Raw genomic sequence first — 15,209 nt, forward strand, 5'->3', positions numbered from 1 at the left:
AAAAAATACTTATACTACCGGAGGTCGGAATAAGGAAAGTAAATTTGGATCTGAATGAAGATCAGATCTATAAGTTGGTATTTTTAACTGTGGTAATTCTGGATTGAAAGGAATTGGAAGCAAATCTTTGTCATCTATAATAAAAACAAAGTGAAACGAACTGCTGCTTATGGTTTTAAAAGGCAACTGCATGTCGCGATCGCCGTCGTTGTCTTTGAGATCTTCTCCCCAATAATGCATCGATAAAAAGTCTACAAAACTTAAGTCCATCAGTTTTTTGTGCTCTCCATAATGCTGAATCAATATTGGCAGTTTATAAAACTGCTGTACAAAACTGCTGTTTGAAGCTATTAGAAAAATGAATATGTAGACAATTTGTTTTCGCACAAAGCAAATTTAACCCAAATTATATAATTTTTCACTACAAAAAATAGTTTGAATATATCTATTAACAATTTAGACTTATTGAGACAACCCTTCTAAATGCTGAAAAACAGGAATTAAAGCTTTTCCTTTCTCTGTCAAATTATACTCGATATGGAGCGGTTTTAGTTTAATTGTAGTTTTCTCCAAAAGCCCTTCCTCTTCCAACTCTTTTAGGGCTGTAGATAATGATTGTTTATTGGAACCCTGAATCTGACGCAGTAGATTATTAAAACGCAAAGGCGCTTCTACAGCCAGACGGAAAATTTCGGCTTTCCATTTTCCAGATAGCATTTTTAAAAGTCTTTGCGCCGGACAAGTTTCTGTTTCTTCCATAATGATTGTGGGTAGTCAAAAAAAGTTGACTTATTGTTTTGGAAAGTTTTTTAATTAAAATTTGTTGTAATTCTAAAGTAAAAATATAAAATGAAAGCCAAGAAACCAAGCGAAATGAGTATTGAAGAGCTATTAAAAATGCAGAAAACAATTCAGTCGACAATTAAGATTTTGATTGTGATTGCCATTATCGTTCTATTTCTGATTGTATTATTATTTCTAAAAAAAGGGTTTCTTATTTTAATACTATTCCCTTTTTTGGTGGCTTTCATTATGATTACCCACTCTAATTCTCTTAAAGAAATTGAACAAGAAATTACTTCTAGAGATCTGGAATAAAATTTACTGCTCAATATTCAGTTATAGTTTTTTTATTTTAATTTTTCTTAACTGAAAGTCATTCAAAAAAAATTAAATTTGGGCTCCCAAATAAGCCTTTAAATTATGATTATTCAAAAAAGAACCTTTTATTTTTTCTCTTTATTTTTACTTCTTTTCTTCTCGCAGATTAATTACGCTCAAGAGCAAAAAACAATCAAAAAAGAAAGCCGCGGAAGACTTTTTAATGACACTACAGCTACAGACAGCGATTACTTAATGGCAATTGAAAAAGCCGGAGAAGTATTAGAATCTGCCTATAATGATATTGATTTTGCTGGTGATACGCGCCATCTTTTTGGCGATATGAAACGTACAGAAAGCAAACTGGATTTAATTTTGGCCAGTTTAAAAGGCGCAAATCCTAATGTACGCAATCAGCAGATGTATCGTGTTGTATTGCAGGAAATTCAGCAGGAATTAGAAGAACAGAACAAAGCAATCAATGCAAAAAATCTGGATCTAGAAAACATTAAAAAACGCGTAATTGATCTTCGCAAAGACAAAACTTTAATTACGCTGTTAAAGGATACTATTCGCCGTAAACAATTTCAAAAAGAGTTCGGAAATCTTAGAAAGAGATATGTTGCCACTGATAGTTTGATGACTAAAAACCAGACTACTTTAAACAATAAAAAAAGGTTAACGGTTCAACGCAAGATTTCAGTTTCTAATGCTTTGACAACTGTTGAAGGCAAACTGGAAAAATCTGGAATCAGCATTTTTAAGAAAGAATATCCTTCTCTATGGCAGATTAATGACACAGCTTCTAAGAAAAGAGTTACTCACAACATTAAAGCAAAAATTATAATTGAAGAAAATGTTGCGGCTTACTATCTGAGCTATAAAGCTGGCGGACTTATTACGCTATGTTTCTTTATGGGACTTTTATTTTGGTACATTTCTCGAAATATCAAATTCCTTAAAACAAACGGTTATTCTGAAAATCTTCTGCTTTTAAACTTCAAATATTTAAATCGTGGAGTTTTACTTCCGGTATTAGTAATCGCTTTGAATATTGCTGTTGTAACCAATTTGTATGCTCCTGCTTTGTTTTTAGAATTGATCCAGCTTTTCCTTTTAGGTGTTTTAATTTTCCTATTCAAAAATCAATGGTCTGGTGTTGCCATGAGAAACTGGCTTTATCTTTTAGGATTATTCTTCGCACTTTGCTTTCTGGATTTGTTTATTACAATAGGATTATTGCAGCGTTTTGCTTTTGTTGCGATTAATGTTTTAGGAATTCGCTATGGGTTTGTTCAGATCAAAACACTTAAAGAAGAGCTTTATATAAAAGGCTTTTTAAAATGGGCAAGTATCATTTTTATCGGGTTAAACATCTTATCAATTCTTTACAATTTATTTGGAAGAGTTTCTCTTTCTAATACGCTAACCATTACGGCTTTTATATCACTTACTCAAATTGTAGCTTTAAGTGTTCTTTTGAAGATTATTTTGGAAATTATTCTGCTTCAAATCTATACTACTAGAGTAAAAAGAGGAATTGAAAAAATGTTTGATTATGAAAGTTTATCAGATACTTTAAAAAAACCTTTTATTATTGTCATTAGCTATATGTGGCTCATTGTGATTGCGTCAAATTTGAATATTTGGGAATCGCTTCGTGCTTCTCTGACTAAGCTATTAAGTCATCCAAATACAATAGGAAGCATTACGTTTACTCTTGGTAATATTGTTTTATTCTTTATTATTATCTGGGCTGCACATTTGCTGCAAAAATATGTTGCGTATTTCTTTGGTGAAATTGATGATGAAAATGAAGAAAACATTAATAAAAGACAGCACTCAAAATTGCTTATCACAAGATTGGTTGTTCTTATAAGTGGATATTTGCTTGCTGTTGCGGCTTCTGGAATGCCTTTAGACAAATTGAGTATTCTTCTTGGTGCTTTAGGTGTCGGTGTCGGACTTGGGCTTCAGAACGTTGTAAACAATTTTGTATCGGGAATTATCTTGATTTTTGATAAACCTATTCAAGTTGGTGATGTCGTAGAAATTAGTTCTGAATCTGGCCGAATCAAATCGATGGGACTTCGTACAACTAAAATCAATGCTCCAAACGGTGCGGAAATCATTATCCCGAATGGTAACTTATTATCGCAAAATATTACGAACTGGACATATACCGATAACTTTAAATTGGTTGAAATTACTGTTGAAATCAACGGAGAAACAATTCCAGAGGAAATTAATGCAATCGTAAACGAAACGCTTGCTAACCTTCCATTAGTAAACAATTCAAAACCATCACAAATATATTATAGTTCAATTTCTGACGGTAAATATAAACTTTTAATCAAATTTTGGTGTAGTATTTACAGGACGGAAGAAACGATAAGTTCAGCAAGGCAAGAGCTTTATATCAGTTTTAAAAACAAGGGTTTAACTTTTTCCAGTTAATCAAAACCAAGCCAAATAAAAAAAGAACTGCCTTATAAAAGGCAGTTCTTTTTTTATATAAACGGGTTTATTATGTACTAAAAGTATTTTTAATGCACGATTTTATTGAATTGTTATGTTTGAAATATCTGAAGCAGTATTAACCTTGTGATATTTAAAATGCACTCTGACAAATCTTTATAATATTTCAATAATTTTCAACAAAATATTAAAAAAGGGTGTTTTCACCTATTTTAAAAGTGCCTGCGGAACCTTACTTTTGTCTTATTACAATAGGCTTATTCCTTTCTTTATAAAAAACTAAACATCAATTGATTAAAGAAATTAAAAACTAACTTTTTACGAATAATCATTTTTTAACATTCTAATATTAGGTCGGAATAAAAAATCTATTTGCAACTAACACTAATATCTATTTATGAAAAAAAACTACTTTTTAACTTTTGTGCTATTATTTTTTACGAGTTTTCTTTTTGCTCAAGTAGATGAATACACAGGAGAAATTCGTCTTTTTGCTGGTACTTATGCACCTAATGGCTGGGCATTTTGTGATGGTAGCACATTACCAATAAGCCAATACACCGCTCTGTATTCTATCATTGGCACAAGTTATGGCGGTGACGGAAAAACTACGTTTAATCTTCCGGATTTACGTGGCCGAGTTCCTATTGGTGCTGGACAGTCAAACTCGGGATCGCTTTACGTTGTCGGGCAAACAGGTGGCCGAGAACAAATAACTATTTTACCTAATGAGATGCCTTATCACACTCATTCTGCATCAATTACTGTTAGTAACGAAAATGCCTCTACAACCGTTCCCTCTTCGAGCTCAAGCATTGCAGTTTCAGGAATAAATTCGGGTAGAACTTTTGTTGCCAATTCAGGATATAGTTCTGGTGCAGGCAATATAGACATTCAAACTATTAATACTACTCCCACAGGTTCAGGAAATCCTGTTAAGCTATCAAGACCAGCTCTTGGACTAAACTATATCATTTCCTTGAATGCTACTTATCCTCCACGTCCATAAATTTAAACATATGAAAAAAAAATACTTACTACTCATTATTCTTGTACTATTAGCTAAATCAACTTTTGCACAGATTCCTTTTGTGGGTGAAATAAGATTGTTTCCCGGCCAAATTGTTCCAAAAGGATGGATGAAATGCGAAGGACAAACTTTGTCCATAAATTCAAACCAAGCTTTATTTAGTATTTTAGGTGTCATCTACGGCGGCAATGGAACAACAACTTTTATGCTTCCTGATCTTAGAAATAAAATGGCTATTGGAGTTGATCAAACTAACACCACTTTAGGACAATTAAAAGATGGAAATAATACCATAAAAACGGCTAATTTGCCTGCTCATGTACATTCTGTTACAATAAAAGCATCTTCGGCTACAGCAAATTCAAAGGCACCTTCATCAGCCGTATCATTGGCTGCCCCTTTTCAAAACTTTAATAATTCTAATCGAAATATTAATTATTACAATTCATCTTCTGCAAATGTAACGCTTCCAGCTACAAGTTTATCCATATCAAATTCTGGAGCAGGGAATCCTGTTCAACTTCAGCCTTGTTTGTCAGGCAACTATTGTATAGCACTTCAAGGAGTTTATCCACCTCGCAATTAATAAAAAAAATATGAAAATAAAATACATTTTAATATTTGTTCTTTTTCTATCCACAAAAGCAATTCACGCGCAAGTCGATTGTTACATAGGAGAAATTAGGCTTTTCACAGGTAATTATGCTCCTCAAGGATGGCATATTTGTGATGGAAGTGTTTTACAAATTAGCAATAATGAAATATTATACACTTTAATAGGCACCACTTATGGCGGTGATGGCATAACAACATTTGCCTTGCCAGATTACCGAGGTCGTGTCGCAACAGGGGCATCGTCCAATTCACCTGAAGGAACAGTAGACGGAACAGAATCGATTACTTTAACAGTCAATAATTTACCCACACACACACATACCGGAAATATCAAAGTGAGTTCTGCAAAAGCAACAGCAAACGTTGCTTCCACCAACTCTTCTATTGCATCTCCTTCTATAACGGTAAACAATATAACAAGAGATGTGTTGGGTTATAATGAAAAGACACCAAACACTACTTTGGCTCCTGTAAGTTCAACTCCTGTTGGTAATAATTTACCCATAAATGTGATGCAACCTTACACAGCAATTAACTATATAATAGCCTTACAGGGCATATACCCACGTAGTAATTAAAAACAGACAACATGAGAAAAATATACTCTATAATACTGGTCATATTCGTCTTTTCTAGTTCCATTTTTGCTCAATCGACAGAAACATTTGAGACAGAAAGTGCTGGTAGTCTTTCTTTTACAGATAATGGCGTAATTTTTAATATTACCTCACAAAAGGGAGGGACATTTGCAATATCAGCTTTTAGCGGAACAGGATGGAGCGGTACAGCCCCCGATAATAAATATATTGACAATTCAAATACCGCAGATATTGGCTTTCCAGTTCAATTTACAATTAAAAGCACTTCTTCTCCATTTAAATTAAAATCAATTTATCTTCTTCTGAGACAATCAGATTTAGATACTGGAGCAGGAACTTGCACAATAACAGGAAAACTAAACGGAGCTACTGTCTTTACCACAACTGCAATTTCTGGATTTAATACTGATAACTCAATTAGTAATGGTTACACGAACATAGATTTGAGTACTTATGGTGGTTTAGATTATTCTAATGCTATAATAGATGAATATGTAATAAGTACTACCGGAACCTTTGAGTATGCTGCACTTGATGCTATGAAATGGGAAAAGATTCTCTCGACAATTAATACAACTGCTAATTTGACAACTTTTGCAGCGTGCTCAGGCGCACCTTCTGCGCAACAATCCTTTACTGTTTCTGGCACAAATTTAAATAGCAATGTAACAATAACGCCTCCAACGGGTTATGAAATATCTCAAAGTTCAGGCAGTAATTTTACTTCTAGCATTACTTTAACTCCAGGCGGTTCAACACTATCTCCTACTCAGATATATGTACGTACAAATTCGAGCGCTACCAATAATCCATCAGGAAATATTGTCATTGCATCACCAGGAGCGCCAAGCGTTACTGTTGCTGTGTCAAGCACAATAACTTCTTCACCAACAGTAAGCCAATCACCTGTGAGTAAAGTAGTATGCTTTGGATCAAATACTACCTTTAGCATTACTGATTCGGGAGCAACTTCTTACCAATGGTATCAAGATGCAGCTGGTATTATAACTCCTGTTTCCAATGGAGGCACATCTCCTTCATTCTCCAATGCTACTACAAAGACATTAAGCATATCGAATGTAAACTCAAGTATAAACGGATATAAATATTACTGTATTGCTTCAAATGGCTCGTGTTCTATTACTACAAGTGCGGCTGTTTTGACCGTTTCTCCTGAAATTACCAGCAATGTTTCAGCTAACACCCCAAGTACTTATGGAGCAAACGATGGTACAGCAACAGTAACTGTAACTGGAGGTAGTTCACCCTATTTTTATTCTTGGGCTCCTAGCGGTGGTACTCGTGCTACAGCTTCTGGCCTTGCTCCAATGACATATACCGTTACTATTACAGATAACTTTGCCTGTACCAGCACGCAAACAGTAATAATAGCAGAATCTCCAGGAGCTTCTACTAGTATAACTTCACTAAGCGGATTTACTACTTGTCCCAATTTAGCTTCTACTCCACAGAGCTTTAAAGTAAAAGCTGGTCAGTTATCTTCAACTTTAGATTTATCTGCTCCAGCAGGTTATGAAATAGCAACAACGGCTGGAGGTCCTTACACCCCTAACTTATCTATCGCACCTTCCGGTGGTATTGTAACGGAGCGAAACATATTTATACGTATTGCTACAACAGCTACAGGAACACCATCTGGAAATTTAACTGTTTCTTCTACAGGAATTCCAACAAAAAATGTAGCATTGTCTGGGACTATAACTCCAGTGCCTGCTATAACTACACAACCTTTTTCGAATACAATCTGTGCAGGTGGCAGTACTACATTTAATATAACTACAACTAATGCAACTTCATATAAATGGCAAGCAGATCAAGGTAGTGGATTTAGAGACATTTTAGATGGTGGTCCATATTCTGGTGCTACTAGTACTACTCTTACAATAACTGGGGCAACAGCTGCAATGAGGGGCTATGTATATAGAGCTTTGGCAACAAATAGCTGTAACACTACTGCCTATTCAAACAATGCTACACTAACTGTAAATTCTGCTCCGTCTATAACAACACAGCCTTCATCTACATCAGTTTGTATTGGTGACAATACTGCTTTTTCTGTTACAGCATCTAATGCAACAGGGTATCAATGGCAGGTAGATCAAGGTTCAGGATTCGGACCTATATCAAACAATGCTCAATTTTCTGGTGCTACTACCTCTACTCTTACAATAACTGGAGCAACTGCCGAACTAGGTGGTTATGCATACAGAGTAGTAGTGACAGGAGGATGCAATCCTTCCGCAACTTCAGGTAATGTAAACTTAACAATAGATTCTGCACCTTCTATAACAGCACAGCCTTCTGCAAGCTCTGTGTGTCAAGGAGCTAATACTACTTTTACCGCTACTGCCTCTAACGCAACAGGATATCAATGGCAGGTAGACAAAGGTGACGATAACGGATTTGCTAATGTATCAAACGGTGCTCCTTATTCTGGAGTCAATAACGCAACTCTTACTATAACTGGAGCGACAGTGGCAATGAACGGGTATTCATATAGAGCTGTTGTAACTGGAACATGTACCCCATCAGTTACTTCAAATAGTGCAATTCTAACTGTAAATTCAGCTCCAGCAATAACAGCACAGCCTTCTGGAACACCGATATGTACGGGAGACAATATTGCTTTCTCTGTAACTGCATCTAATGCAACGGGATACCAGTGGCAGGTAAGTCAAGGAGGAGGAGGTTTTATTAATATCTCTGACTCGGCAGTATACTCTGGTGTAACAACTTCTACCCTTTCTATAACTGGAGCAACAGCTATAATGAACGGACTCTTATACAGAGCTGTAGCAACCGGCACTTGTACCCCGGCTGCAGTTTCTAACTCCGTAGTCCTAACGGTTAACCATATTAATATACTTACCCCGAAAGTGGACATAGCCTGTTTTGGTGATGCCACTGGTCAAGCAACTGCAAATGCTACGGGCGGAACGGGTTCTTACACATATTTGTGGTCTAACGGAGGAAGTACCGCTACTGTAACCGGATTAATAGCTGGAACTTACAGTGTAAAAGTAACTGATGGAAACGGATGTTCAAATACAGCAAGTGTAACAATAGGACAGCCTTTAGCTCCTCTTACACTTACGAAAGGCACTATAAACAATACTTCTTGTTATGGAGGCGCTAATGGAACAGCAACGGTTATAGCATCAGGAGGAACTCCTAAATATTCTTATTCTTGGAATACAACTCCTGTTCAAAATACCGCTACCGCAACAGGTCTTTCTGCTGGTACTTATAGGGTAACGGTAACCGATTTTTTTGGCTGTGAAGCAATCAGAGACTTTACCATATCTCAGCCACCTGCTCTATCAATAACTCCTAGCCAAACTAATGTTTCTTGCAATGGAGGAACGAATGGTACGGCCTCGGCATCTGTTAGTGGAGGAACTGGAACTTATACTTACTCTTGGTCTCCTACTGGAGGAAATGCTGCAACAGCAACTGGTCTTCAAGCTGGTATCTATACGGTTACAGTTACAGACGCTAATCAATGTCAGGTTACAAAGAGTTATGATATTACGCAGCCACCAGTCCTAACAGCCACCCAATCACAAACAGAAGTGTTGTGCAACGGTTCTGCGACAGGTACAGCAACTGTTACCGCTTCTGGAGGATCTGGAAATTATAGTTATTCATGGTCACCATCTGGAGGAACTGCTGCAACAGCAACTGGATTAGCCGCTAACACTTATACTTGTACCATCACAGATAAAAATGGTTGTTTCATAACAAAAACATTCACTATTTCTCAACCAACTGCTCCATTAACCGCTACTACTTCTCAAATTAACGCTACCTGTTCAACAGGCGGGCAAGCAGCTGTAGCACCAGCTGGGGGTGCGGGAGGTTATACTTACTTTTGGTCGCCTGGAGGTCAGACAACGCAAATCGTTACAGGTTTAGCCGCAGGTAGTTACAGCTGTAAAATTACAGATGCTAATCAATGTTCTATAACTAAGACTTTTAATATTAGCACTACCAATACACTAGTTGCTATTGCAGGTCAGACAAATATACTTTGCAATGGCGCAAATACTGGCTCTGCTTGGGTTATGCCATCTGGAGCTCCAGGACCATTTACTTATGTTTGGTCTCCATCTGTAAGTAGTTCAGATACAGCAGCGAATCTTAGTGCCGGAAACTATTCGGTAACGATCACTTCTGCAAATGGGTGTTCTATTGTCAAGAATTTTACAATTACTGAACCTTCAGCAATTAATATAACTCCATCGCAAACAAATGTTAGCTGCAACGGCGGATCAAATGGATATGCTTCTGTAACTGTAACTGGAGGAACTGGAACTTACACCTATTCATGGTCTCCTTCTGGAGGAACTGCTGCAACTGCAAATGGACTTTCTGCTGGAACGTATATTGTAACTGTAACAGATGCAAAACAATGTACGAAAATACAAAGTTTTACCATAGCAGAACCTGATGCACTTACTCCATCAGTATCTCAAACAGATGTTTCTTGCAATGGAGGTTCAAACGGATCTGCAACTGTAAGCGTTACAGGAGGAACTGGAACTTATAGCTACCAATGGTCTCCTTCTGGCGGAACTAACGCAACTGCCAGCGGATTATCGGCGGGAACCTATACTGTACTTATAAAGGATAGCAACTTATGTGAGGCGATAGCAAGTGTAACTATTGCTGAACCTGCCTTACTTACTGCGACAATAGACAAAACAGATGTTTTATGCAATCAGGCCAATAATGGTACTGCAACCGTAATTCCTTCTGGAGGAACTGGAACTTATACTTACTCTTGGTCACCATCGGGAGGAACTGCTGCAACAGCAACAGGATTAAGTCCAAACACTTACTCTGTTACCGTAACCGATGCAAATGGATGTACTGTAACAGAAACTGTACAAATTACAGAACCTACGGCTCTTTCTGCTACAAACACACAAACAAATGTATCTTGTAACGGAGGAAGTAATGGTGCCGCATCTGTAGTGGCTTCTGGAGGAACAGGAACCTACAGCTATTTATGGGCGCCTTCTGGCGGAACTGCTGCAACAGCAACTGGTCTTACAGCAGGAACTTATACGGTAACCGTTACAGATGAAAACTTATGTTTTGTTACCAATACCATTACCATTACAGAACCTGATGCTTTAAATTTAACTACAACTCCAGTAGACGTATCTTGCCATAACGGAAATAATGGCTCTGCCACTGTTAGCGTAACAGGTGGAACAGGTACTTACTCTTACTCTTGGTCTCCATCTGGTGGAAATGCAGCAACTGCAACTAATCTTACTGCGGGAACTTACACCGTAACGGTTACAGACGCGAATTCTTGCTCTGCTTCTGCAACTGTCAAAATAATGCAGCCTGCTAATCCAGTTATTTTAAATACTAATCCTGTTTCAGGAATAACAGTAACTGGAGCTTCTTTATCTGGTACTGCATCTTCTGACGGAATAAACACAGATAATGGATCTTGTTTAACAGAGGTTGGTTTTGTATATGCACAGCATGCCAATCCAACAATTGATGACACTAAAATTAATGCTACAGCAACATTAGGAGCATTTACAAATTCTTTATCTGGATTAAGAGGAAATAAAACTTACTATGTTAGAGCGTATGCTGTAAACAGCAATGGTTTTGTCAATTATGGAAACGAAGTAAGTTTTACAACAGAAAAATATACTCTTACTATAACGGCGACAACAGGTCATACCAAAGTGTATGGAACAGCCGATCCTGTATTCAATTATACTGCTTCAGGTTTTGCCAACGGAGACACAAACTCAATACTTAGCGGTCTACTTACAAGAGATGCTGGAGAAAATGTTGGAAAATACAACATCAAACTAGGAACAATCACTGCTGGTGCGGATTACGTAATTGCTTTTACTGAAGCAGAATTTGAAATTACAAAAGCTAACCAAACGATTACTTGGAATCAGACTCTAGAATTTGGCTGTGCCGATTCTAATAGTGTGGCTTTAACTGCAACAACCGACAGCGGTTTGCCAGTTTCTTATGCCATTGCAAATGCAGCATTGGGTACAATTTCTGGATCGACATTAAATATTACAGAATCAGGAAACTCAACCATTACTGCAACACAAAATGGCGACGAAAATCATAATGCAGCGACAGCTATAGTTAAGCCATTAGAAATAAGCCAGTCCGGACTTGTTATACAGCAATGGGCAGATGTTCTGCTCTTTGACAACAAATCAAATAATTTTGTGGCTTGGCAATGGTATAAAAACGGAACAGCTATTTCTGGCGCTACCCGTCAGTATTACAGCGAAATTCAGCCTTTAAATGGTACTTATTATGTAATTGCAAAAGACAAAAACGGAAATTCAATTAAATCTTGTCCAACTGAGACTACTGGAACGGCGTTCAGCAAGAAAATCAAAATCTATCCAAATCCAGTTAGACCAGGAGCAGAATTTACTTTAGAGTGTGATTTTAGCGAATCTCAACTAAACGGATCTGAGATAGTTATTTATGACATCACAGGAAAATTACTGCAGACTATTTCAAATGCAAAAGCCAAAAATCAGATTATTGCTCCGTCGCAGGCAGCCTTATACATTGTGGTTCTTAAACTGGCCGATGGTCAGCTTAAAACAATCAATTTATTGGTTAAATAAAAATGAGATTTAATTTAAAATTACAAGTAATGAAGATTAAAACCACTATAGCTATACTACTGCTGTTTAGCGTCACAATAAAAGCACAGGAAATTAATTTTAAAATTAATGGCGGTCCGTCGGGTATTCTCTATGATAGTACTATTGGAGACGGTAAACTGAAATTTGGCGGAGGAATAGGTGTTGGATACACCTATTTCTTCAGCGATCACTGGGGAATCTCAACAGGAGTTGATGTTACGTACAATCAAAATAGTTTTAAGTTGAATAACGGAACTACAATCTCAACTTATGAAGTTGACGACCAGACTTCTGCATTTGAGTATCAAGTAACACCAACTAATTATAAAGAAGAACAGCATTTTATTGGTGTAGCGATTCCGTTAATGATGCAATACAGAACCTCAATTGCTTCTCAGACACAATTGTATTTTGGATTTGGAGGAAAAATTATGTTTCCTGGAAAACAAACAGTAAAAGCTTCTGCTTCTGAGTTGCAACTGAGCGGTTATTATCCAGATTTAAATCTTTTGATTGATGATCTGCCTTCTCACGGATTTGGCAAAGTAACCAACTGGCAGGATAAAACAACGGTAAGCTTAGATCCAGCTTTTATGTTAAGTTTTGAAACTGGTCTTACATTCAAATTAAAAGAGAAAACAAAGCTTTACACTGGTTTGTATGTTGATTACGGTTTAACTGATTTAGCAAAAGAAACGCCAAGCACCAATATCGTGGCATACGATCCAAACGGGCTTGACAATATTCAGGCAAACGGCACAATTGGAAATAGTAAAATAGTTCAGGAAAGCCGTTATTTATCTGCTGGTATTCAGCTGAAATTAGGCTTTTCATTAGCAAAAGAAAGACAAGAACCAATTCAGCCAAAAGCAGAAACAGTTACTCAGACAGAGACAGTTCCTGTTCAGCAGCAAGCTCCAGTACAGCAAAAAACTGTTGAAACTCCGCCTGCCAAAAAAGAACTGACAGCTACTGAAAAAACCTATGTTGAAAAGCCTCTTGCGTTTCAAGAAGTCGGAAATACCAGCGTAACGCCAGAACTTGCTTCAAGATTAGATGAAATTGCTAAAATCTTAAAAACAAATCAAGATACAGAACTGAATATTACTGGGTATACTTGCGATATAGGAACAGAAAAACGCAATCTTGAAATTGGAATGAAAAGAGCCGAAGCTGTTGCCGAGTATTTAAAAAATAAAGGAATAGAATCTAACCGTATGCATTTATTTTCAAAAGGAGAAAGCGAACCTTTGGTTCCTAATACTCCAGCAGAAAATAAACCTTTAAACAGAAGGGTTTCGCTTATACTGATAGACGCACAATAATTTTTTTAATCTTCAATTGTATAAAGCATGATGCAAGAGTTTAGCTCTTCATCATGCTTTTTCATTTTCATAAAACGCTCCTTTATCGCACCATTATTTTCCAAATTTCATTTGAGTAAATTTTTATTTAAAAAACAAATCAAAAGCTAACAATTATCATATTTTCTTTCTTTTTTAATTCCTTCATTTGTTTTAATTAAAACAATACCAAACACTTAACCAATTTCAAATAACGTATTAATTGTTTCGCTATGCACATTGATACTGATTTGCTTTATACATGGGGAGCTGTAGCCAAAAAGGTTCCTAAAAACACCATTATTTTTTTTGAAAATGATGTTGCTCTTTCCTATTTTCAAATTTTAGAAGGAACTGTAAAAATGAGTTATACCAATGAAGATGGTAAAGATTTGACCGTTGGCATCTTTAATAACGGAAATAGTTTTGGCGAACCGCCACTTTTTATCGGGCAGCCCTACCCCGCTTCAGCAATTGCCCAGACGGACTGCGTTATTTTGAAATTATCCAAAACAAACTTTTTTTCTTTTCTTGAAGAAAACCCCGAAATGCAATTTAAGATACTCAAATTATTTGCATGGAAAATCTATAATAAAATTGTTTTTTCTAAAAATATAGTCAATCATAAACCGGAGCATCGCATTCAGTATTTTTTAGATAACTTAAAAAAACAGCATGATATCGCGTCTTGCACAAAAATGAAAATTCCGTATACTAGACAAGAAATTGCAGATTTTACAGGTCTTCGCGTAGAAACCGTAATACGAACATTATCTCTTATGAATAAGAACAAAAAAATTGAAATCGTAGATCATAAATTATTTTATTAATATTAATATTAATATTAATATTAATGCTTATGATTTGAATCATACCCTAAAAATTCTATTTTTTCTTTATTTGTATAAGAGTAAAAGAAATTATTAATTCAGTTCTAATATCTTTAAAAATAAAAACGGGAGCTTTAAAAAAGTTCCCGTTTTAATATTAAGAAATGACTTTGTTCATCATCCATTTTGAAATATTTTCTGCCCTTACTTTTATCTCATCGGCTTTTTCTCCTTCAAACAAATCATCTACTGTCTTTTTCCAAAGTTTTGTCCAATGTTTAAAATGAGCTTCTGTTAGCGCACTTTTCTGATCTAACATTCGATGTTTCAACATAGGATTACCATCAAAATTTCCTGTATGAAAAAGTATGTTATCCCAAAAATCATACATAATCGGGAGGTGTTTTTGCCAATTGACCATCGCCACATCTGTAAACAAATACCCTATAGTCAAATCTGATTTTACCTTTAAGTAAAAAGAATCGACCAATACAATTATGTCATCTTTATTTTTAATATCTGTTTTCATA

Annotated in this window: 11 protein-coding genes; 8 read left to right on the plus strand and 3 right to left on the minus strand. The window is 36.1% G+C overall.

Annotation, left to right across the window (positions count from 1 at the left end; all coding sequences use genetic code 11):
• Positions 1-9: 9 nt before the first annotated feature.
• The gene (locus tag OZP10_RS21785; RefSeq protein WP_281632756.1) at positions 10-387 is read right to left on the minus strand and encodes a hypothetical protein; all 378 of its coding nucleotides are present in this window, start codon (positions 385-387) and stop codon (positions 10-12) included.
• A 75-nt stretch (positions 388-462) separates the two neighbouring features.
• On the minus strand, positions 463-759 hold the full coding sequence (locus tag OZP10_RS21790; RefSeq protein ID WP_281632757.1) for a winged helix-turn-helix transcriptional regulator: 297 nt from the start codon (positions 757-759) through the stop codon (positions 463-465).
• A 90-nt stretch (positions 760-849) separates the two neighbouring features.
• Here OZP10_RS21790 and OZP10_RS21795 point away from each other — a divergent pair, with 90 nt between their 5' ends.
• The 8 genes from OZP10_RS21795 to OZP10_RS21830 all read left to right on the plus strand — a co-directional run bounded on the left by OZP10_RS21795 (position 850) and on the right by OZP10_RS21830 (position 14,679).
• Positions 850-1,098: a hypothetical protein gene (locus tag OZP10_RS21795; RefSeq protein WP_281632758.1), complete on the plus strand. Its 249-nt coding sequence runs from the start codon at positions 850-852 to the stop codon at positions 1,096-1,098.
• 105 nt (positions 1,099-1,203) lie between these two features.
• Positions 1,204-3,558, plus strand: coding sequence for a mechanosensitive ion channel family protein (locus OZP10_RS21800; RefSeq protein WP_281632759.1), 2,355 nt, complete (start codon positions 1,204-1,206; stop codon positions 3,556-3,558).
• A 418-nt stretch (positions 3,559-3,976) separates the two neighbouring features.
• Positions 3,977-4,588, plus strand: coding sequence for a phage tail protein (locus tag OZP10_RS21805; RefSeq protein WP_281632760.1), 612 nt, complete (start codon positions 3,977-3,979; stop codon positions 4,586-4,588).
• 10 nt (positions 4,589-4,598) lie between these two features.
• Positions 4,599-5,195, plus strand: a complete 597-nt coding sequence (locus OZP10_RS21810; protein WP_281632761.1) for a phage tail protein — start codon at positions 4,599-4,601, stop codon at positions 5,193-5,195.
• A gap of 10 nt (positions 5,196-5,205) precedes the next feature.
• Positions 5,206-5,802, plus strand: a complete 597-nt coding sequence (locus tag OZP10_RS21815; protein WP_281632762.1) for a phage tail protein — start codon at positions 5,206-5,208, stop codon at positions 5,800-5,802.
• Between the two features lie 11 nt (positions 5,803-5,813).
• Positions 5,814-12,485 (plus strand): MBG domain-containing protein, encoded by a 6,672-nt coding sequence (locus OZP10_RS21820; RefSeq protein WP_281632763.1) that lies wholly within the window; start codon positions 5,814-5,816, stop codon positions 12,483-12,485.
• 29 nt (positions 12,486-12,514) lie between these two features.
• The gene (locus OZP10_RS21825) at positions 12,515-13,831 is read left to right on the plus strand and encodes an OmpA family protein (protein ID WP_281632764.1); all 1,317 of its coding nucleotides are present in this window, start codon (positions 12,515-12,517) and stop codon (positions 13,829-13,831) included.
• A 251-nt stretch (positions 13,832-14,082) separates the two neighbouring features.
• Complete coding sequence (locus tag OZP10_RS21830; protein WP_281632765.1) at positions 14,083-14,679, plus strand: Crp/Fnr family transcriptional regulator; 597 nt, start codon at positions 14,083-14,085, stop codon at positions 14,677-14,679.
• 157 nt (positions 14,680-14,836) lie between these two features.
• On the opposite strand, the gene OZP10_RS21835 is transcribed toward OZP10_RS21830, so the two are convergent.
• Positions 14,837-15,208 (minus strand): group III truncated hemoglobin, encoded by a 372-nt coding sequence (locus tag OZP10_RS21835; RefSeq protein WP_281632766.1) that lies wholly within the window; start codon positions 15,206-15,208, stop codon positions 14,837-14,839.
• Between the last annotated feature and the right edge of the window lies 1 nt (position 15,209).

The sequence above is a fragment of the Flavobacterium luteolum genome (genome assembly GCF_027111275.1).
GTDB classification, from domain to species: Bacteria; Bacteroidota; Bacteroidia; order Flavobacteriales; family Flavobacteriaceae; genus Flavobacterium; species Flavobacterium luteolum.

What these genes read in the sequence shown, in the direction of transcription:
- OZP10_RS21810 (WP_281632761.1), top strand. Translation starts at nt 4,599, where the DNA reads ATGAAAAAAAAATACTTACTACTCATTATTCTTGTACTATTAGCTAAA.
- OZP10_RS21795 (WP_281632758.1), top strand. Translation starts at nt 850, where the DNA reads ATGAAAGCCAAGAAACCAAGCGAAATGAGTATTGAAGAGCTATTAAAA.
- OZP10_RS21800 (WP_281632759.1), top strand. Translation starts at nt 1,204, where the DNA reads ATGATTATTCAAAAAAGAACCTTTTATTTTTTCTCTTTATTTTTACTT.
- OZP10_RS21835 (WP_281632766.1), bottom strand. Translation starts at nt 15,208, where the DNA reads ATGAAAACAGATATTAAAAATAAAGATGACATAATTGTATTGGTCGAT.
- OZP10_RS21790 (WP_281632757.1), bottom strand. Translation starts at nt 759, where the DNA reads ATGGAAGAAACAGAAACTTGTCCGGCGCAAAGACTTTTAAAAATGCTA.
- OZP10_RS21825 (WP_281632764.1), top strand. Translation starts at nt 12,515, where the DNA reads ATGAAGATTAAAACCACTATAGCTATACTACTGCTGTTTAGCGTCACA.
- OZP10_RS21820 (WP_281632763.1), top strand. Translation starts at nt 5,814, where the DNA reads ATGAGAAAAATATACTCTATAATACTGGTCATATTCGTCTTTTCTAGT.
- OZP10_RS21830 (WP_281632765.1), top strand. Translation starts at nt 14,083, where the DNA reads ATGCACATTGATACTGATTTGCTTTATACATGGGGAGCTGTAGCCAAA.
- OZP10_RS21805 (WP_281632760.1), top strand. Translation starts at nt 3,977, where the DNA reads ATGAAAAAAAACTACTTTTTAACTTTTGTGCTATTATTTTTTACGAGT.
- OZP10_RS21815 (WP_281632762.1), top strand. Translation starts at nt 5,206, where the DNA reads ATGAAAATAAAATACATTTTAATATTTGTTCTTTTTCTATCCACAAAA.